General features: G+C 73.3%; 14 protein-coding genes. 7 read left to right on the top strand and 7 right to left on the bottom strand.

All coding sequences use genetic code 11. The annotated features are described in order from the left end of the window. Nucleotides 1-32: 32 nt before the first annotated feature. The gene (locus DDJ31_RS34690) at nt 33-902 is read right to left on the bottom strand and encodes an LLM class F420-dependent oxidoreductase (RefSeq protein WP_127176451.1); all 870 of its coding nucleotides are present in this window, start codon (nt 900-902) and stop codon (nt 33-35) included. A gap of 119 nt (nt 903-1021) precedes the next feature. Then, nucleotides 1022-1963: a TerC family protein gene (locus DDJ31_RS34685; protein WP_127176452.1), complete on the bottom strand. Its 942-nt coding sequence runs from the start codon at nt 1961-1963 to the stop codon at nt 1022-1024. Between the two features lie 237 nt (nt 1964-2200). Here DDJ31_RS34685 and DDJ31_RS34680 point away from each other — a divergent pair, with 237 nt between their 5' ends. Together DDJ31_RS34680 and DDJ31_RS34675 are read left to right on the top strand one after the other, a co-directional pair. Continuing rightward, nucleotides 2201-3178, top strand: coding sequence for an alpha/beta hydrolase (locus DDJ31_RS34680; protein WP_127176453.1), 978 nt, complete (start codon nt 2201-2203; stop codon nt 3176-3178). A 91-nt stretch (nt 3179-3269) separates the two neighbouring features. Then, nucleotides 3270-4283 carry a helix-turn-helix domain-containing protein gene (locus DDJ31_RS34675; RefSeq protein WP_127176454.1) on the top strand — a complete coding sequence of 338 codons (1014 nt, stop codon included), beginning with the start codon at nt 3270-3272 and terminating at the stop codon, nt 4281-4283. On the opposite strand, the gene DDJ31_RS34670 is transcribed toward DDJ31_RS34675, so the two are convergent. Then, nucleotides 4255-4824 carry a 2'-5' RNA ligase family protein gene (locus DDJ31_RS34670; RefSeq protein WP_240677974.1) on the bottom strand — a complete coding sequence of 190 codons (570 nt, stop codon included), beginning with the start codon at nt 4822-4824 and terminating at the stop codon, nt 4255-4257. The two genes, DDJ31_RS34675 and DDJ31_RS34670, sit on opposite strands and share 29 nt — an antisense overlap. Before the next feature lie 191 nt (nt 4825-5015). Between DDJ31_RS34670 and DDJ31_RS34665 the strand changes: the two genes are divergently transcribed. The 3 genes from DDJ31_RS34665 (at nt 5016) to DDJ31_RS34655 (ending at nt 7818) form a co-directional block, all read left to right on the top strand. Next, complete coding sequence (locus DDJ31_RS34665; protein ID WP_127176455.1) at nt 5016-5474, top strand: MarR family winged helix-turn-helix transcriptional regulator; 459 nt, start codon at nt 5016-5018, stop codon at nt 5472-5474. A 212-nt stretch (nt 5475-5686) separates the two neighbouring features. Then, entirely contained in the window at nt 5687-6910 is a 1224-nt protein-coding gene (locus DDJ31_RS34660) for an MFS transporter (protein WP_127176456.1), read from the top strand. Nucleotides 6911-6990: 80 nt separating this feature from the next. Beyond that, a complete protein-coding gene (locus tag DDJ31_RS34655) occupies nt 6991-7818 on the top strand; it encodes an aldo/keto reductase (protein WP_127176457.1) in 828 nt (275 codons plus the stop codon). A gap of 42 nt (nt 7819-7860) precedes the next feature. Here DDJ31_RS34655 and DDJ31_RS34650 read toward each other — a convergent pair whose 3' ends face one another. From DDJ31_RS34650 to DDJ31_RS34640, 3 genes are all read right to left on the bottom strand, one after another. Next, a complete protein-coding gene (locus DDJ31_RS34650) occupies nt 7861-8655 on the bottom strand; it encodes a DeoR/GlpR family DNA-binding transcription regulator (protein WP_127176458.1) in 795 nt (264 codons plus the stop codon). Between the two features lie 86 nt (nt 8656-8741). After that, nucleotides 8742-10100, bottom strand: coding sequence for a GntT/GntP/DsdX family permease (locus DDJ31_RS34645; protein WP_127176459.1), 1359 nt, complete (start codon nt 10098-10100; stop codon nt 8742-8744). Then, nucleotides 10097-11500, bottom strand: coding sequence for a homoserine dehydrogenase (locus tag DDJ31_RS34640; protein WP_127176460.1), 1404 nt, complete (start codon nt 11498-11500; stop codon nt 10097-10099). Before DDJ31_RS34640 ends, DDJ31_RS34645 begins: the two co-directional genes overlap by 4 nt. 244 nt (nt 11501-11744) lie before the next feature. Here DDJ31_RS34640 and otnK point away from each other — a divergent pair, with 244 nt between their 5' ends. Together otnK and DDJ31_RS34630 are read left to right on the top strand one after the other, a co-directional pair. Next, a complete protein-coding gene (gene otnK, locus DDJ31_RS34635) occupies nt 11745-13022 on the top strand; it encodes a 3-oxo-tetronate kinase (RefSeq protein ID WP_127176461.1) in 1278 nt (425 codons plus the stop codon). Beyond that, nucleotides 13019-13678, top strand: coding sequence for a class II aldolase/adducin family protein (locus tag DDJ31_RS34630; protein WP_127176462.1), 660 nt, complete (start codon nt 13019-13021; stop codon nt 13676-13678). Before otnK ends, DDJ31_RS34630 begins: the two co-directional genes overlap by 4 nt. 69 nt (nt 13679-13747) lie before the next feature. On the opposite strand, the gene DDJ31_RS34625 is transcribed toward DDJ31_RS34630, so the two are convergent. Continuing rightward, nucleotides 13748-14455, bottom strand: a complete 708-nt coding sequence (locus DDJ31_RS34625; RefSeq protein WP_127176463.1) for an SDR family oxidoreductase — start codon at nt 14453-14455, stop codon at nt 13748-13750. Nucleotides 14456-14547 lie beyond the last annotated feature (92 nt).

Here is a 14547-nt window from a genome sequence, read left to right as displayed (position 1 = left end):
TCGCGACGACCCGACCCGGCCCCCGGCCGTGCTCAGTCCAGCTCCGCGAGCCGCGGCACGGCGGGCGCCGCGAACTCCTCGATCCAGGCGGCCACGTCACCGGTGCGCGGACCGAAGATCACGGTGTCGATGCCGAGCTTGGCGTACCCGGACAGGCCGCGGACGACGGTGTCGACGTCGCCCTCCCCCATGTGGGTGATGGTCACCCGGATGTCGCCGAAGTCGCGCCCCTCGGTGTCGCAGTGCCCGCGCAGCACGTCGATCTTGTGCCGCACCTCGTCCGGCGAGGTCGCGAAGAGGTTGCAGGCGTCGCCGTGCCGGGCGACCAGCCGCAGGGTCTTCTTCTCGCCGCTGCCGCCGATCATGATCTCGGGGCGCGGCTCGCTGACCGGGGCCGGTACGCAGAGCGTCTCGGCGAGCCGGTAGTGCCGGCCCTCGAAGGGGCCGTTGTTCTCGGGGTCCCACATCTGGAGGCAGATCCGCAGCGCCTCGTCGAGCCGCTCGAACCGCTCGGCGAGCGGCGGGAAGGGCACCCCGAGCCCCTCGTGCTCACGGTCGTACCAGGCGGCCCCGATGCCGAGGGTGGCCCGTCCGCCGGACAGGACGTCGAGGGTGGTGGCGATCTTGGCGAGCAGCCCGGGATGCCGGTAGGTCACGCCGGTCACCAGGGCGCCGAGCTGGACCGTCGAGGTCTGGCCCGCGAGATAGCCGAGGGTGGTGTAGGCCTCCAGCATGGGTTCCTCGGCGCCGCCGTTGAACTCCATCTGGAAGTAGTGGTCCATGACCGAGAGCCAGCTGACCCCGGCCGCCTCGGCGGCCCGGCCCGCCGCGGCGAGTTCGGCCCCGAGCGCGGGGGCTCCACCGCGGTTGCCGAACTGGTTGATGTGTACGCCGACCCGCATCTCCGACTCCGTCCGTCCGGGCCATCACCGTCACCTGTGACGCTAGATCTTGGAGCGCGCTCCAAGTCAAGGCTTTTCGCCCGGCCGGCGGTCGCGGCGCGGCCCGTGCCCGGCCGGGGCTACGCCTTCCGCGACGCGTAGAGGCTGGTGAGGGTGGTGATCAGGAGGACCAGGACGATGAAGCCGAGCGAGAACGGGATGCCGATCTGCGGGACATGGACGCCGGACTCGTGCAGCGCGTGCAGCACCAGTTTGACGCCGATGAAGCCGAGGATGATCGACAGGCCGTAGCTGAGGTGGACCAGCCGCTTGAGCAGCCCGCCGATGAGGAAGTACAGCTGCCGCAGGCCCATCAGCGCGAACGCGTTGGCCGTGAACACGATGTACGGGTCCTGGGTGAGGCCGTAGATGGCGGGGATCGAGTCCAGCGCGAACAGGACGTCGGTGGTGCCGATCGCGAGCATCACCACCAGCATCGGGGTCATGACCCGCTTGCCGTCCTGCTCGATCCACAGCTTGGTGCCGTGGTAGCGGTCGGCCACCCCGAACCGTCTCTCCACCGCCTTCAGGAGCTTGTTCTCCTCGAACTCCTCGTCGTGCCCCTGCCTGCGCGCGTCCTGCACCAGTTTCCACGCGGTCCAGATCAGGAAGGCGCCGAACAGGTAGAACACCCAGGAGAACGTGGAGATGATCGCCGCGCCCGCCGCGATGAAACCGGCCCGCAGCACCAGGGCCACCAGGACGCCCACCATCAGCACCCGCTGCTGGTACTGGGAGGGCACCGCGAACTTCGCCATGATCAGGACGAAGACGAAGAGGTTGTCGACGCTCAGCGACTTCTCGGTGATGTACCCCGCGAAGAACTCACCGGCCGGCCCGCCGCCCGCGCGCAGATACAGCACGAGCCCGAAGAGGCAGGCGAGGACCACCCAGACGACCGTCCAGGCACCGGCCTCCCTCACCGACACGTCGTGCGGCTTGCGGCCGATGAAGAAGTCAGCGGCGACGAGCACGCACAGGACCGCGACGGTCAGCAGCCAGACGGCCGTGGAGACGTTCACTGCGGATACTCGTTCACTGGGGTGCTCCGGGGGCAGACGGGACGTGGACAGACAGCGCTGACGGCGCTGACGGCGCCGACGTGACCAGCACTACCGGTCCCGCGCCCGCCGCGGCGGCGCTCCCCCGGCCGCCACCCGCCGTTCGGCGGGCAGGTTCCGCCGGACGGCGGCACTCCGGGCGCCGGGCGGGCGCGGATCATGGCCGTCACGAGCCGCCGCCCCGCGTGAGGAGACGCCATGCCCCTCGTACCGCCCCCGTTCGACCCGGAACTCGCCGCCGCCCTCGAACTGATCAAGGACACCGTCTCGCCCGGCCTCACCCTCGACGAGATCGACGCCTTCCGGGAGAGCACCGGCGTCGACACCATGGCCCAGCTCGATCTGACGGCCGACGGCCACTTCGACGTCGAGGACCGCACGGTCCCTGGCGCGGCGGGCGATCCCGAGATCTCCCTGCTGATCTGCCGCCCCAAGGCACCGCGCACCCCGGGCCCGCTGCCGGTCGTCTACCACGTGCACGGCGGCGGAATGATCATCGGCAACAACCGGGTCGGCATGAGCGGCCCGCTGGAGTGGGCGAAGGAACTGGACGCGGTCGTCGTCTCCGTCGAGTACCGGCTGGCGCCCGAACACCCGCATCCGGCGCCGATCGAGGACGTCTACGCCGGGCTGCTCTGGACGGCGGGGCACGCCGAGGAGATCGGCGCCGACGCCGACCGCGTCCTGATCGTCGGCGGCAGCGCGGGCGGCGGCCTCTGCGCCTCGCTCGCGCTCCTCGCCCGGGACCGCGGGGGGCCGCGGCTGCTCGGACAGGTGCTGCTCTGCCCGATGCTGGACGACCGCAACGACACTCCGTCCGCCCGCCAGATGGCGGGCCTCGGCGTCTGGGACCGCACCGCCAACGAGACCGGCTGGACGGCCCTGCTCGGCGACCGGCGCGGGGGCCCTGACGTCTCCCCCTACGCGGCGGCGGCCCGCGCCGAGGATCTGAGCGGCCTGCCGCCCGCCTTCCTCGACGTCGGCTCGGCGGAGACCTTCCGCGACGAGGTCGTCGCCTACGCGTCGCGGATCTGGCAGGCGGGCGGGGTCGCCGAACTCCATGTCTGGCCCGGCGGGTTCCACGGCTTCGACGGCTTCGCGCCCCAGGCGGCGGTGTCCCGGGCGTCCCGCGCCGCACAGACCGAGTGGGTGCGGCGGGTGCTGGGCCAGGGGTGAGGGCGCGGGGGCGGGCGGGGGCCGCGGCCCGCGCGGTACGGGTGCCGGCCGCGGGCTGCCCCTCCCCTGCCGCATACCGCACCATGAACGTATGAGAGAGCTGGCCGGACGGCTGACCGCGGTGGATCCCGACGCCGGGGCCGCGGTCCAGGTCATCTCCTACTTCGACCGGCTCACCGAGAGCCGGGCGGGCCTGGAGTCGCTGGTGCGCGGCGCGGCGGTGCTCGCCGGGTGTCCGGCGCGGCTGGTCGACACCGGGCGCGGAGTGCGGGTGCGGGTCGGCCCCGACGGGGTCCGCGTGGACGACGGTCCGCCCGCCGACGCCGGCTGGCCGGCCGCCGTCCTGGAGCCCGGCGGCGGACCCGCGCTGTGGCTGGAGCGGACGGCGAGCGGGCCGAGCGTCGTCGACGCGGTGATCCTGGAGCGGGCCGCCGCCGCGATCCGGCTCGTCCTCGACCGCACCAGGGGCCGCGCCCCGCTCTCCCCCGCCGACGATCCGGCGCTGCTGGAGACGCTGCTCGACGCGACGGTACCGGAGCCGACCCGGGCGCACGCGGCCCGCAGGCTGCGCGCCGCCCCCGGCACCCTGGTACGCGCGCTCGCCTCGGCCGACGGCCGCCCCCGCGTCCTGCTCGGCCACCCGGACGCGCCCCCGCCCGAGACCGCGCTGCCGCCCGGACGGCTGGGCGTCGGCCCCGCCGTCGCCGTCCTCGACCTGCCGCGCTCCTGGGCCGACGCGCGCACCGCCCTGCGCTTCACGGCGGACGGCACCGCGCAGGACCCCGGTCCTCGCGTGGTGCACGCCGAGGAGTTGGGCGGGGTCGCCCTGCTCGCCGGACTGGTCGCGCCCGGCGAGCGGCCGCCGCCCGATGTGAGGGCCCTCGAAGCGGCGGCGACCGCGGCGCCCTGGCTGATGGCGACCCTGCACGCGGTGGTGTCGACGACGAGTCAGCGGGCGGCTGCCGCCGCGGTCAACGTCCACCACTCCACGCTCCAGGACCGGTTGACGCACGCGGAGCAGCTGCTGGGCTGGCCGCTGCGCACGCCCGAGGGCCGGCTCCGGCTCCATCTCGCCCTCACCATGCGGCACTTGGCCCGGCCGTAGGCCCTTCGAGGGGGAACGCGGTGTGGTGGCGCCATGCGGTGCCGTCGTGGACCACCAGATCCACCGAGGCCACCCGGGTCACGACGGGAAGGCCGTCGCGCACCTCGGCCTCCGCCGCGTCCAGGACGGCGTCGCTCTGGCCCTGCGCCAGCGTGAGATGGGGCGCGGAGTCGCCGAACTTCCCTCCGTAGGGCAGGACTTCGGGCCAGCGGGCGGTGACCGCGGCGGTGAGGGCGCGGAACGGGGCGTCGGGCTCAGGCGCCAGGTGCAGGAGCCCGGGGAAGCGCCCGAACCGCTCGAAGCGGGCGTCGAACGCCGGGTGTCCGCGGAACGTCCGCGCCAGCTCGGCGAGCGTCCCGTCGTCGAGGAGGCTCGCGTCGAGGAACGGGAAGAGCACCGTGACATGTGCCGGGACGCCGGTCCGCGCGTGCCGGTCGAGCCGGTCGCGCACGGCGCCGACCACGGGGTCAGCCTCGGGCACCGGCACGACGAGCCCCGACAGGCCCGGCCTGAATCCACGGGAGTTGCTGGTGTCAGTCACCCGCCGTGTCTATCAGCGGACGGCGGACGGGCGCCACGGAGCACCCGCCGCTCCCCCGACCGGCCGCCGTCGAGCCTCCGCGCCCGCCGCCCACGGGACTGTTTGCATACGCCGTCAATCGGCTCACGCCGACAATTTCGCGGATGCCCTATCCTGGACGCCAGTCACCTCGGGACGGAGGACACAGGCCCATGACCGCGACGGACCCGGCACTCACCGCCCTCGCCCAGGGCTGGCACGCCCTCTCGCTGCTGCACGGCCGGATCGAGGCGCACATCGAGCGCGCCCTACAGGCAGGACACGATCTGAGCGTGCGGGAGTACTCGCTGCTCGACGTGCTCAGCAGGCAGCACGACGGCGAGGGCGGCCACCTCCAGATGAAGCAGGTCGCCGACGCGGTCGTGCTCAGCCAGAGCGCGACGACCCGGCTGGTCACCCGCCTGGAGGACCGGGGGCTGCTGACCCGCTATCTCTGCCCCACCGACCGGCGCGGGATCTACACCAACGTCACCGACGCCGGCCTGCGGCTGCTCGAAGAGGCCCGCCCGACCAACGAGGCGGCGCTGCGCGAGGCGCTCGACGAGGCCGCCGAGAACCCCGAGCTGACCCCCCTGGTCCGCACCGTCGAGGAGCTGCGCGTCCCCGCCTGACCTGCGACGACACCGCCCCCGCCGAGCACGTCGGCGGGGGTTTTCCATGCCCCGCACACCCGGCCCTGGGCGCACGGCGCACCTCCGCGTCCAGATACTTGCAGGCGACCACTACCCGCCTTCACCACTCCACGCGCTTGCAATTATCCCGCGCCTGCAACTATTGTCGACGCTCGTAAGCATCACACGCAATCGCCTGGAAGGTACGTCCCATGCCTCTCGCCCTTCTGGCCCTGGCCATCGGGGCCTTCGGGATCGGCACCACCGAGTTCGTGATCATGGGCGTGCTGCCCGAGGTCGCCGCCGGGTTCGGTGTCTCCATCCCCACCGCGGGGTGGCTGGTCTCCGGCTACGCCCTCGGCGTCGTCCTCGGAGCGCCCGTGCTGACCGTCCTGGGCACCAGGGTCTCCCGCAAGAAGATGCTCATGTTCCTCATGGGCCTGTTCATCGTGGGCAACGCGCTCTCCGCCGCCGCCCCCGTCTTCGGCATCATGCTGATCGGCCGGGTCATCGCCTCGCTCGCGCACGGCGCCTTCTTCGGCATCGGCTCGGTGGTCGCCGCGAACCTGGTCGCACCGGCCAGGAAGGCGTCGGCCATCTCCCTGATGTTCATGGGCCTGACCGTCGCCAACATCGTCGGCGTCCCGCTCGGCACCTACATCGGGCAGGCCGCCGGGTGGCGGGTCACGTTCGTCGTCGTCGCGGCGCTCGGCGTGGTCGGGCTGCTGGGCGTGGCCCGGCTCGTCCCCGACGAGGGCCGGCCCGAATCCGCCGACGTCCGCGCCGAGTTCGCCGCCTTCCGCAACGTCCAGGTGTGGCTGGCGATGGCGATGACGGTCCTCGGGTACGGCGGTGTCTTCGCCGCCGTCACCTACATCACGCCGATGATGACCGAGGTCGCCGGGTACTCGGCGGGCGCGGTGACCTGGCTGCTCGTACTGTTCGGCACCGGGATGTTCCTCGGCAACCTGCTGGGCGGGCGGTTCGCCGACCGCGCCCTGATGCCGATGCTGTGCACCGCGCTCGGCGCGCTCTCCCTGACCCTGCTGCTGTTCACGGCCACCGCGCACCACAAGGTGCTCGCCGCGATCACGCTGACGCTGGTCGGCGCCCTCGGCTTCGCCACCGTGCCGCCGCTCCAGAAGTGGGTGCTCGACCAGGCGTCGGCCGCCCCGACCCTGGCGTCCGCCGCGAACATCGGCGCCTTCAACCTCGGCAACGCGCTGGCCGCCTGGCTGGGCGGGGTCGTCATCTCGGCCGGCCTCGGCTACACCGCCCCGAACTGGGTCGGCGCCCTGCTCTCCGGTTCGGCGCTGCTGCTGGCGTTCCTGGCCGCCTTCCTCAACCGGCGTACCCGGCAGGCGGGTTCCGCCGCGACGGGGACCGGGCGGCCACCGTCGGCGGCGCGGGCCACCGCGGTCACCGCCAGGCGCTGACCGGCCCGACCGGCGGACACCACCCGCCCCCCGTCATCCCCTCCTCCCCTCTCATCCACCCCACGAGGAAAGCACCCCACATGAACGTCCCTGTCCCCACCGTCACGCTCACCGGCGGCGTCGAGATCCCCCAGCTCGGCTTCGGTGTCTTCCAGGTGCCCGACGCCGAGACCACGGCCGCCGTCACCGCCGCCCTCGAAGCCGGCTACCGGAGCATCGACACGGCCGCCGTCTACGGCAACGAGAACGGCGTCGGCGCCGCTCTGGCCGGTTCCGGCCTCGCCCGCGAGGACCTCTTCGTCACCACCAAGCTGTGGAACGACGACCAGGGGTACGACGCCACCCTCCGCGCGTTCGACGCGAGCCTCGCCAAACTCGGCCTCGACTACGTCGACCTGTATCTGATCCACTGGCCCGCGCCCGCCCAGGACCTGTACCGCCAGTCGTGGCGGGCGATCGGGAAGCTGGCCGCCGACGGGCGGATCAGGGCGGCCGGTGTCTCCAACTTCCCGCCCGCGCACCTGCGTCGGCTCACCGCCGACGGCGCGCCGGTGCCCGCCGTCAACCAGATCGAGCTGCACCCCGGCCTCCAGCAGCGTGAACTGCGCGCCCTGCACGCCGAGTCGGGGATCGTCACCGAGGCGTGGAGCCCGCTCGCGCAGGGCGCGGTGCTCGGTGACCCGGTACTGAGAGGGATCGCCGGACGGCACGGCAAGTCGCCCGCGCAGGTGGTGCTGCGCTGGCACCTCCAGCTCGGCAACGTGGTGATTCCCAAGTCGGTGACGCCCGTTCGGATCCGCGAGAACATCGACGTCTTCGACTTCGCCCTCACCGACGAGGAGATGACGTCGATCGCCGGGCTCGACCGCGGGCTGCGCACCGGCCCCGACCCGGACACCCTGGGCTGACCGCGGGCCGCCGCCCCGGACGGACGCCGTCCGGGGCCTTCCTCACTCCCCCGCCCGCACCAGCGTGGTGCCCGCGGAGCGGATGCCCTCCGCGGCGGCCTCGGTGAGGTCGGCGTCGGTGACGATCGTGTCGTACGAGGCCAGTGGTGCCACCCGGTAGCGGCCGAAGGTGCCGTACTTCGACGACCCGGCGACCAGCACGGAGTGCGCGGCGGAGGCCATGGCGGCCTGTTTGACCTCGACCTTCATCTCGGACGGGGTGGTGACCCCGCGCAGCAGGTCCCAGGAACTGGTGCTGATGAAGGCGATGTCGAGCGCCAGGTCGCGCAGGGTGTTCGCGGCGAGGCGGCCGACGCTCGACCGGTTGGAGACGTCCACCAGGCCGCCCGTGTGGACGAGGTCGAAGTGCGCGGCGGACATCAACCGGCCCATGGTGGTGAAGTCGTTGGTGATAACGGTGAGGCTGCTCAGCCGGGCCAGCACGGGCGCCATGGCCAGCAGGGTGGTGCCCGCGTCGAGGTAGACGGTCATGCCGTCCTGGACCAGGCGGGCGGCCTCCTTGGCCATGGCGGCCTTCTGGGGCTGCTCCATCCCGGTCTTGTCGTGGAAGCCGGGTTCGCTGCTGATGGTGCTGGCGATGCGGACGCCGCCGGGGACGGAGAAGACCAGGCCGGTGCGTTCGAGTTCGGCGATGTCGCGGCGCACCGTCATGTGGGAGACGCCGAGCAGTTGGGTGATCTGCTGCACGCTCAGCACGCCGTCCCGCCGTAGATGGCGCAGCAGTTGCTCGCGGCGCTGGTCGGGGATGAGAGGCGGGTGCTTGCGATCCTCGGCCATGGTGGGTGGGTCTCCTCTCGACGGTGATGACGTTAACCGATGATCACGTCGGTGACGGCGCACGGGCCGTCACCGACGGGTCAACGTCAGCCGTGCACGACGGTGCTCAGCAGGAGCACACCGCCGAGGCTCAGCAGGGACTGGAGGGAGAGCATCAGGGTCCAGGTGCGGAAGGTCTGCGCGACCGAGAGCTGGAAGTACTCCTTGAACAGCCAGAATCCGGAGTCGTTGACGTGCGAGAGCATCACCGCTCCCGAGGCGGTGGCCAGCACCATCAGCTCGGGCGAGGTGCCCGGGTAGGCGGTGAGCAGCGGCGCGACGATGGCGGTGGCCGCGGCGGTCGCGACGGTCGCCGAGCCGAGGCAGATCCGCAGGAGGGCGGCGACCAGCCAGCCGAGGAGCAGCGGGGGTATCGCCCAGTCCACCGCGTAGTCGGAGATCAGCTGGTCGATGCCGGTCTCGGTCAGCATGGCCTTGAGGCCGCCGCCCGCGCCGAGGATGAGGATGATGCCGCCGACCGGGCCGAGCCCCTTGGCCGCCATCTTCTGCAACTGGCCGAGCCCGAACCCGGAGCGGACTCCGAGGGCGAAGAACGCGAAGACGACGGCGGCGAGCAGCGACAGCACGGAGGAGTCGCAGGCGGCGAAGAAGTCGTACGGGAGGGTGCCCTTGGCGGTGTTCGCGGTGCCGACGGTGCCGATGAGCATGAGGCCGGGCGGCAGCAGGACGGTGATGAGGGCGAGGGTGAAGGAGGCCGGCTTGCGGCGGTGGTCGGGTTCGGTGGTCGTGGCCTGCACCGGGCCCTTGTCGAGGTCGGGCGCGGGTCCGAACCAGCGGCTGATCACCCTGGTCAGCAGGGGGCCGGTGAGGACGGCCATCGGGATGCCGATGATCAGGCCGTAGAGGATGGTCAGGCCGGTGCTCGCGTCGTACGCCGACACGGCGAGGGTGGGGGAAGGGTGCGGGGGCAGCAGGCCGTGGGAGACGTAGAGTCCGGCGGCCATCGGCAGGCCGACGTAGAGCAGGTGGGTGCCGGTGCGCTTGGCGACGGTGTACACCAGCGGCACCAGCATGACGAAGCTGACGTCGAACAGGTGGGGCATGCCGATCAGCAGGGCGGCGGCGGTGATGGCGGCCGGTATCCACTGCACGGGGCGGGCGCCGATGAAGACGGTGGCGATCCGGTCGGCGCCGCCCGAGCCGAGCAGGATGCCGCCGAGCAGGGTGCCGAGGCCGATGGTCGGGCCGACGCCGGCGAGGGCGTCCCCGAACCCGCCCTGGAACGCCTCGACGGCGGAGGCGGGAGCGATGCCGGCGGCGACGCCGAGTCCGAGGGCGGCGAGGCTGAGGGCGAGGAACGGGTGGAGCTTGGCCTTGGTGATGAGCAGGACGAGGACGACGACGGCGCCGATCCCGAGGAGCAGGTGCTGGAGATCGGTGTTCACGCCTGGACGCTCCCTTCCGGCGCGGGGCGGGCGGAGCGGCCCGCGGTCCAGGCGTCGAGGAGGTGGGCGTCGGCGTCGGCGAGGTCGTCGAGGCGGAGCAGGTCGCCGGCGGCCACCGGGCGCGCGAGGGTGGTGTGCGCGGCCAGGTAGAGCGGGGCGACGTCGCCGGGGGCGTCCTCGCCGCGCAGCAGCACGGCCTGTACGCCGGTCACGTCGTGGTGGTGGCCGCCCATGCCGAGGACGGTCCCGGCGGGCAGGTCGGTGCGGGCGCGGCCGGCGAGCACGGCGTGGGCCCGCGCGTCGGTGCCGCCCGAGGGCCGGCCGTGCAGGACGGCGGAGAGCAGCGACACGGGCGCCTCGACGCCCATGAGGTGGTAGGGCAGGTAGACGGCGGCGAACCGGCCGTCCCGGCTGACCACGTGGCCCTTGGCGCGCAGCAGTTCCCAGGTGACCGGGTCGCCGGTGCGGACGACGACGAAGACGCCGCCCGCGAACGACGCCTCGCCGGGCAGCCGCAGGGCGCTGAAGACGTCGACGACGCCGGTGCGGGTGAGGATGCCGCCCTCGTCCACGGGCCGGTACACGTCGGCGAGTTCGGCGATCCTGGCGACCGGGTAGTGCATCAGCTCGGTGTCGGGCCGGTAGCCGGTGTTGGTGGCGACGACGGCCATCTCGCAGTAGTCGGCGGTCGCGCCGGTGGGCAGGGCGGCGACGGCGCGGGCGCGGGCGGCGACCGTGGCGGGCACGTCGTCGCCGAGTTCCAGCAGCCCGGCGAGGTCCGGCGCGTCGACGGTGGTGTCGAGCTGGGTGAGCCGCCCGGTGTCCGGGTCGAGGACGAGGTCGTACTCGGTGGACTTGCCGACGGCGACGACCTCGAGGCCGAGCAGTTCGGCCCAGGTGATCAGGGCGATGAGGTTGGCGGGCTGGTCGCCGTCGGCCGTGGTGTAGACCAGGCCCCGTTCCTCGGCGAGGGCGGCGAGGTGCAGTCCGGCGACGGAGTCGACCTCCTTGCTGACCATCGCCACGTGGCGGCCCGCGCGCAGCGCCCGCTCGGCCATGGCGAGCCCGTCGGCGGGGCTGCCGGTGGCCTCCACGAGGATGTCCCAGGCGGCGGCCGTCAGCAGGGACGCGTCGGCGACCAGGGCGAGGTGTCCGGCGTCGACGGCGGCGGCGACCGCGGCGGTGTCGTGGCACTCGGCCAGCTCGTCGTCGTGGTGGCCGAGTTCGACGAGCAGGGCGCGCAGCCGGGGCAGGTCGCGGTCGCACAGGACGGCCGGGGCCAGCCCCGGCATGAGGCGGCTCTGGGCGAGGAGGGTCCGCGCGAAGCCGCCCCCGGCGCCGGACAGCGCGTAGCGCACGGTCCGGCCGGGGCTGTCGGCGAACAGGTGGTGCAGGTTCATGGGCTCTCCTCGATGAGCGCGCACTGGCTGAGGGGGCTTCCGGTGTGGTCGGCGGGTGACGGGCCGCAGGGCGCGCGGAGTCGTTCGCGGTCCTGCCGGGGTCACCGCGGCGCACGTCGGAAGCAGCGGTTAACAACGTGTATCACTAGATCTCATATGCGTAAAGTCTGTTAACATAATTTCACAGATCAGCACGGGGGTCCGCTGGGGCCCGTCGTGGTCAGGACCGCACGCAGGAGAACTGATGCCGACGCTCGGGGCCATCGCAGACGACTTCACGGGAGCCACCGACCTCGCGACGATGCTCGTGGGACGGGGATTCAGAACCGTGGTCGCCGTCGGACCCGACTCCCTCGACGGCGCCGACCCGGCGCTCACGGACGCCGACGCCGTCGTCGTGGCCCTGAAGTCGAGGACCGCCCCGGTCGACGAGGCCGTCGCGCTCTCCCGCCGGTCGCTCGACGCGCTGCGGGCGCTCGGCTGCCGCCGGTTCTACCTCAAGTACTGCTCCACCTTCGACTCGACGCCCCGGGGCAACATCGGCCCGGTCACGGACGCCCTCCTCGACGCGCTGGACGCGCGGCGGACGGTCGTCGTCCCGTCGTTCCCGGCGACCGGACGCACCGTCTACCGGGGGCGGCTCTTCGTCCACGACGAGCTGCTCGACGAGAGCCCGATGCGCCGCCACCCCCTGACGCCGATGCTCGACTCGCGCGTGCACCGCCTGCTGGAACCGCAGACCCGGCGTCCCGTCGCCCGCGTCGGCCTGGAGACCGTCCGCTCAGGTCCCGAGGCGCTCCGCGCGGCCCTCGACGCGCCGGAGCGGTCCGACGCCCTCACCGTGGTGGACGCGGTCGACGACCGGGACCTGGCCGTGATCGCCGCCGCCACCGAGGACTTCCCGCTGGTCACCGGCGCGGCGGGGCTCGCCGTCGGGTTCGAGGGAGCGCACCGGGGCGCCGCCCGCAGCGCGCCCGCCTCCCGGCCGGGCGATCCCGCCGTCGTCCTCGCGGGCAGCGCCTCGGCCGCCACCCGCGCCCAGGTCGCCCACGCCCTCGACCTGCTCCCCCACCGCCGCCTCGACCTCGCCGCGCTGCGCGCCGACTTCGACGGCGCCCTCGCCGAGCTGACCGCCTTCGCCCGGCGGAGCTGGGCCGCCGACCCCGGCAGGCCGCCCCTGATCTACGCCGTCGCCACCCCCGAGGACGTCGAGAAGGAGACTCCCGCGGGCGCCGAACCCGCCTCGGACCTCGTCGAACGCGCCCTCGCCCGGTGCGCGTCCCACCTCGTCGACGCCGGGGCCCGACGGCTCCTGGTGGCCGGCGGCGAGACCTCGGGCGCCGTCGTCTCCGCGCTGCGCGCCCGCACCCTGGCCATCGGCGCGCCCATCGCGCCCGGCGTCACCTGGGCCCGCGCCGAGGTCGCCCCCTCCGGGCGCCCGGAAACCATCGACCTCGCGCTGAAGTCCGGCAACTTCGGCGCCACCGACATCTTCACCACGGCCTGGGAGCAGCTCGCATGACCGCGCCTCGCGACGAACTCGTCCGGACGGCCGCCCACCTCGCCGCGCTCGGTCTGAGCCCCGGCTCGTCCGGCAACATCAGCGTCCGCGACGACGCGGGCCGCGTCCTGCTCACCCCGACCGGCGCCGATCTCGCCGCGCTCGACCCGGGCGCGCTCTCCGTGCTCGACCTCGACGGCAGCCACCTCGACGGCCCGCGCCCGTCCAAGGAGTTCCCGCTCCACCTGGCGTTCTACCGGCGCGAGCCCGCCAACCGGGCCGTGGTGCACCTGCACTCCCGGCAGGCCGTCGCCGCGTCCTGCCTGCCCGCGTGGTCCGAGCGCAGCGCGATACCGCCGCTCACCCCCTACTTCGTGATGCGGGTGGGGCAGACGCCGCTGCTGCCCTACGCGGCTCCCGGCGACCCCGCGCAGGCGGCGGCCCTGGAGAGGCTGCCCTTCCCGTGCCGCGCGGCCCTGTTGCAGAACCACGGCCCGGTCACCGCGGGCGGCACGCTCGGGGCCGCCGCCGAGGCGGCCGTGGAGATCGAGGAGGTCTCGGCCCTGCTGCTCCTGCTCGGCCCGCGCGCGGGCCGGCTGCTGACCCCGGAGGAGTCCGAGGCGCTGGCCGTCAGGTACGGCTCCTGCTGGACGGACGAGCGGCGCGGCGCGGCCTGACCTGGCGGGGAAACGCCCGGCGGCCGGGAGCGTGGTCCTGCCCGCCCCCGGCCGCCGCTCGGGCCCCGTTCACCAGGGCAGTGGTCCGTTGACGTCGAAGAAGCCGCCGGTCGGTCCGTCGGGACCGATCTGGGCCATCCGGACGATGATCTCCGCGCCCTCGGCGACCGTCTGGTGCCCGGTGTTGCCGTTGAGGTCCGTCCGGGTGAAGCCGGGCTCGACGGCGTTGACGCGCAGCTGCGGGAACGCCTTCGCGTACTGCACGGTCAGCATGTTCACGGCCGTCTTGGACGCCGGGTAGGCGATCCCCGGGTAGAAGTGCGCGGGGTGGTCGGGGTCGGAGAGGGCGGTGAGGGAGGCCAGGCCGCTGCTGACGTTGACCACGACCGGGGACGCGGAGCGCCGCAGCAGCGGGAGGAAGGCGTGGGTGACCCGCACGACGCCGAAGAAGTTGGTGTCGAAGGTGGTGCGCACGTCGTCGGCGGTGACGGCCGCCGCGCCGGTCACGGTGTTGCCCTCGCCCCTGCCCTCGATGCCGGCGTTGTTGATGAGGACGTCGAGTCCGCCGCCGGCCTCGACGGTCTCGACGGCGGCCCGCACGGACGTGTCGTCGGTGACGTCGAGCTGCACGAACCTGGCGCCGAGCCGGTCCGCGGCCTGCCGGCCGCGCTCGCTGTCACGGGCCCCCACATAGACGGTGTGGCCTGCTTCGACGAGCCGGCGGGCGGTCTCGAAGCCGATGCCCTTGTTGGCTCCGGTGATGAGTGTTGTCGTCATGTCCTCCACCCTGCGCCCGCGCCACCGGGCGGGCCAGCAGACCCTTTTTCCTGGGACTGCGGGTACCAGGCAGCCGGGCCCGCGACCGTGTT

Origin of the sequence: Streptomyces griseoviridis (assembly GCF_005222485.1) — a bacterium.
GTDB lineage: Bacteria > Actinomycetota > Actinomycetes > Streptomycetales > Streptomycetaceae > Streptomyces > Streptomyces hintoniae.
The sequence above is the reverse complement of the archived record's forward strand: the minus strand, read 5'-3'. Positions and strand labels throughout refer to the sequence as shown.

Excerpts from the sequence above, each read along its gene's own strand:
- DDJ31_RS34680 (WP_127176453.1), top strand. The coding sequence starts at position 2,201 with ATGCCCCTCGTACCGCCCCCGTTCGACCCGGAACTCGCCGCCGCCCTC.
- DDJ31_RS34630 (WP_127176462.1), top strand. The coding sequence starts at position 13,019 with ATGACCGCGCCTCGCGACGAACTCGTCCGGACGGCCGCCCACCTCGCC.
- DDJ31_RS34640 (WP_127176460.1), bottom strand. The coding sequence starts at position 11,500 with ATGAACCTGCACCACCTGTTCGCCGACAGCCCCGGCCGGACCGTGCGC.
- DDJ31_RS34655 (WP_127176457.1), top strand. The coding sequence starts at position 6,991 with ATGAACGTCCCTGTCCCCACCGTCACGCTCACCGGCGGCGTCGAGATC.
- otnK (WP_127176461.1), top strand. The coding sequence starts at position 11,745 with ATGCCGACGCTCGGGGCCATCGCAGACGACTTCACGGGAGCCACCGAC.
- DDJ31_RS34625 (WP_127176463.1), bottom strand. The coding sequence starts at position 14,455 with ATGACGACAACACTCATCACCGGAGCCAACAAGGGCATCGGCTTCGAG.
- DDJ31_RS34650 (WP_127176458.1), bottom strand. The coding sequence starts at position 8,655 with ATGGCCGAGGATCGCAAGCACCCGCCTCTCATCCCCGACCAGCGCCGC.
- DDJ31_RS34690 (WP_127176451.1), bottom strand. The coding sequence starts at position 902 with ATGCGGGTCGGCGTACACATCAACCAGTTCGGCAACCGCGGTGGAGCC.
- DDJ31_RS34665 (WP_127176455.1), top strand. The coding sequence starts at position 5,016 with ATGACCGCGACGGACCCGGCACTCACCGCCCTCGCCCAGGGCTGGCAC.
- DDJ31_RS34675 (WP_127176454.1), top strand. The coding sequence starts at position 3,270 with ATGAGAGAGCTGGCCGGACGGCTGACCGCGGTGGATCCCGACGCCGGG.
- DDJ31_RS34660 (WP_127176456.1), top strand. The coding sequence starts at position 5,687 with ATGCCTCTCGCCCTTCTGGCCCTGGCCATCGGGGCCTTCGGGATCGGC.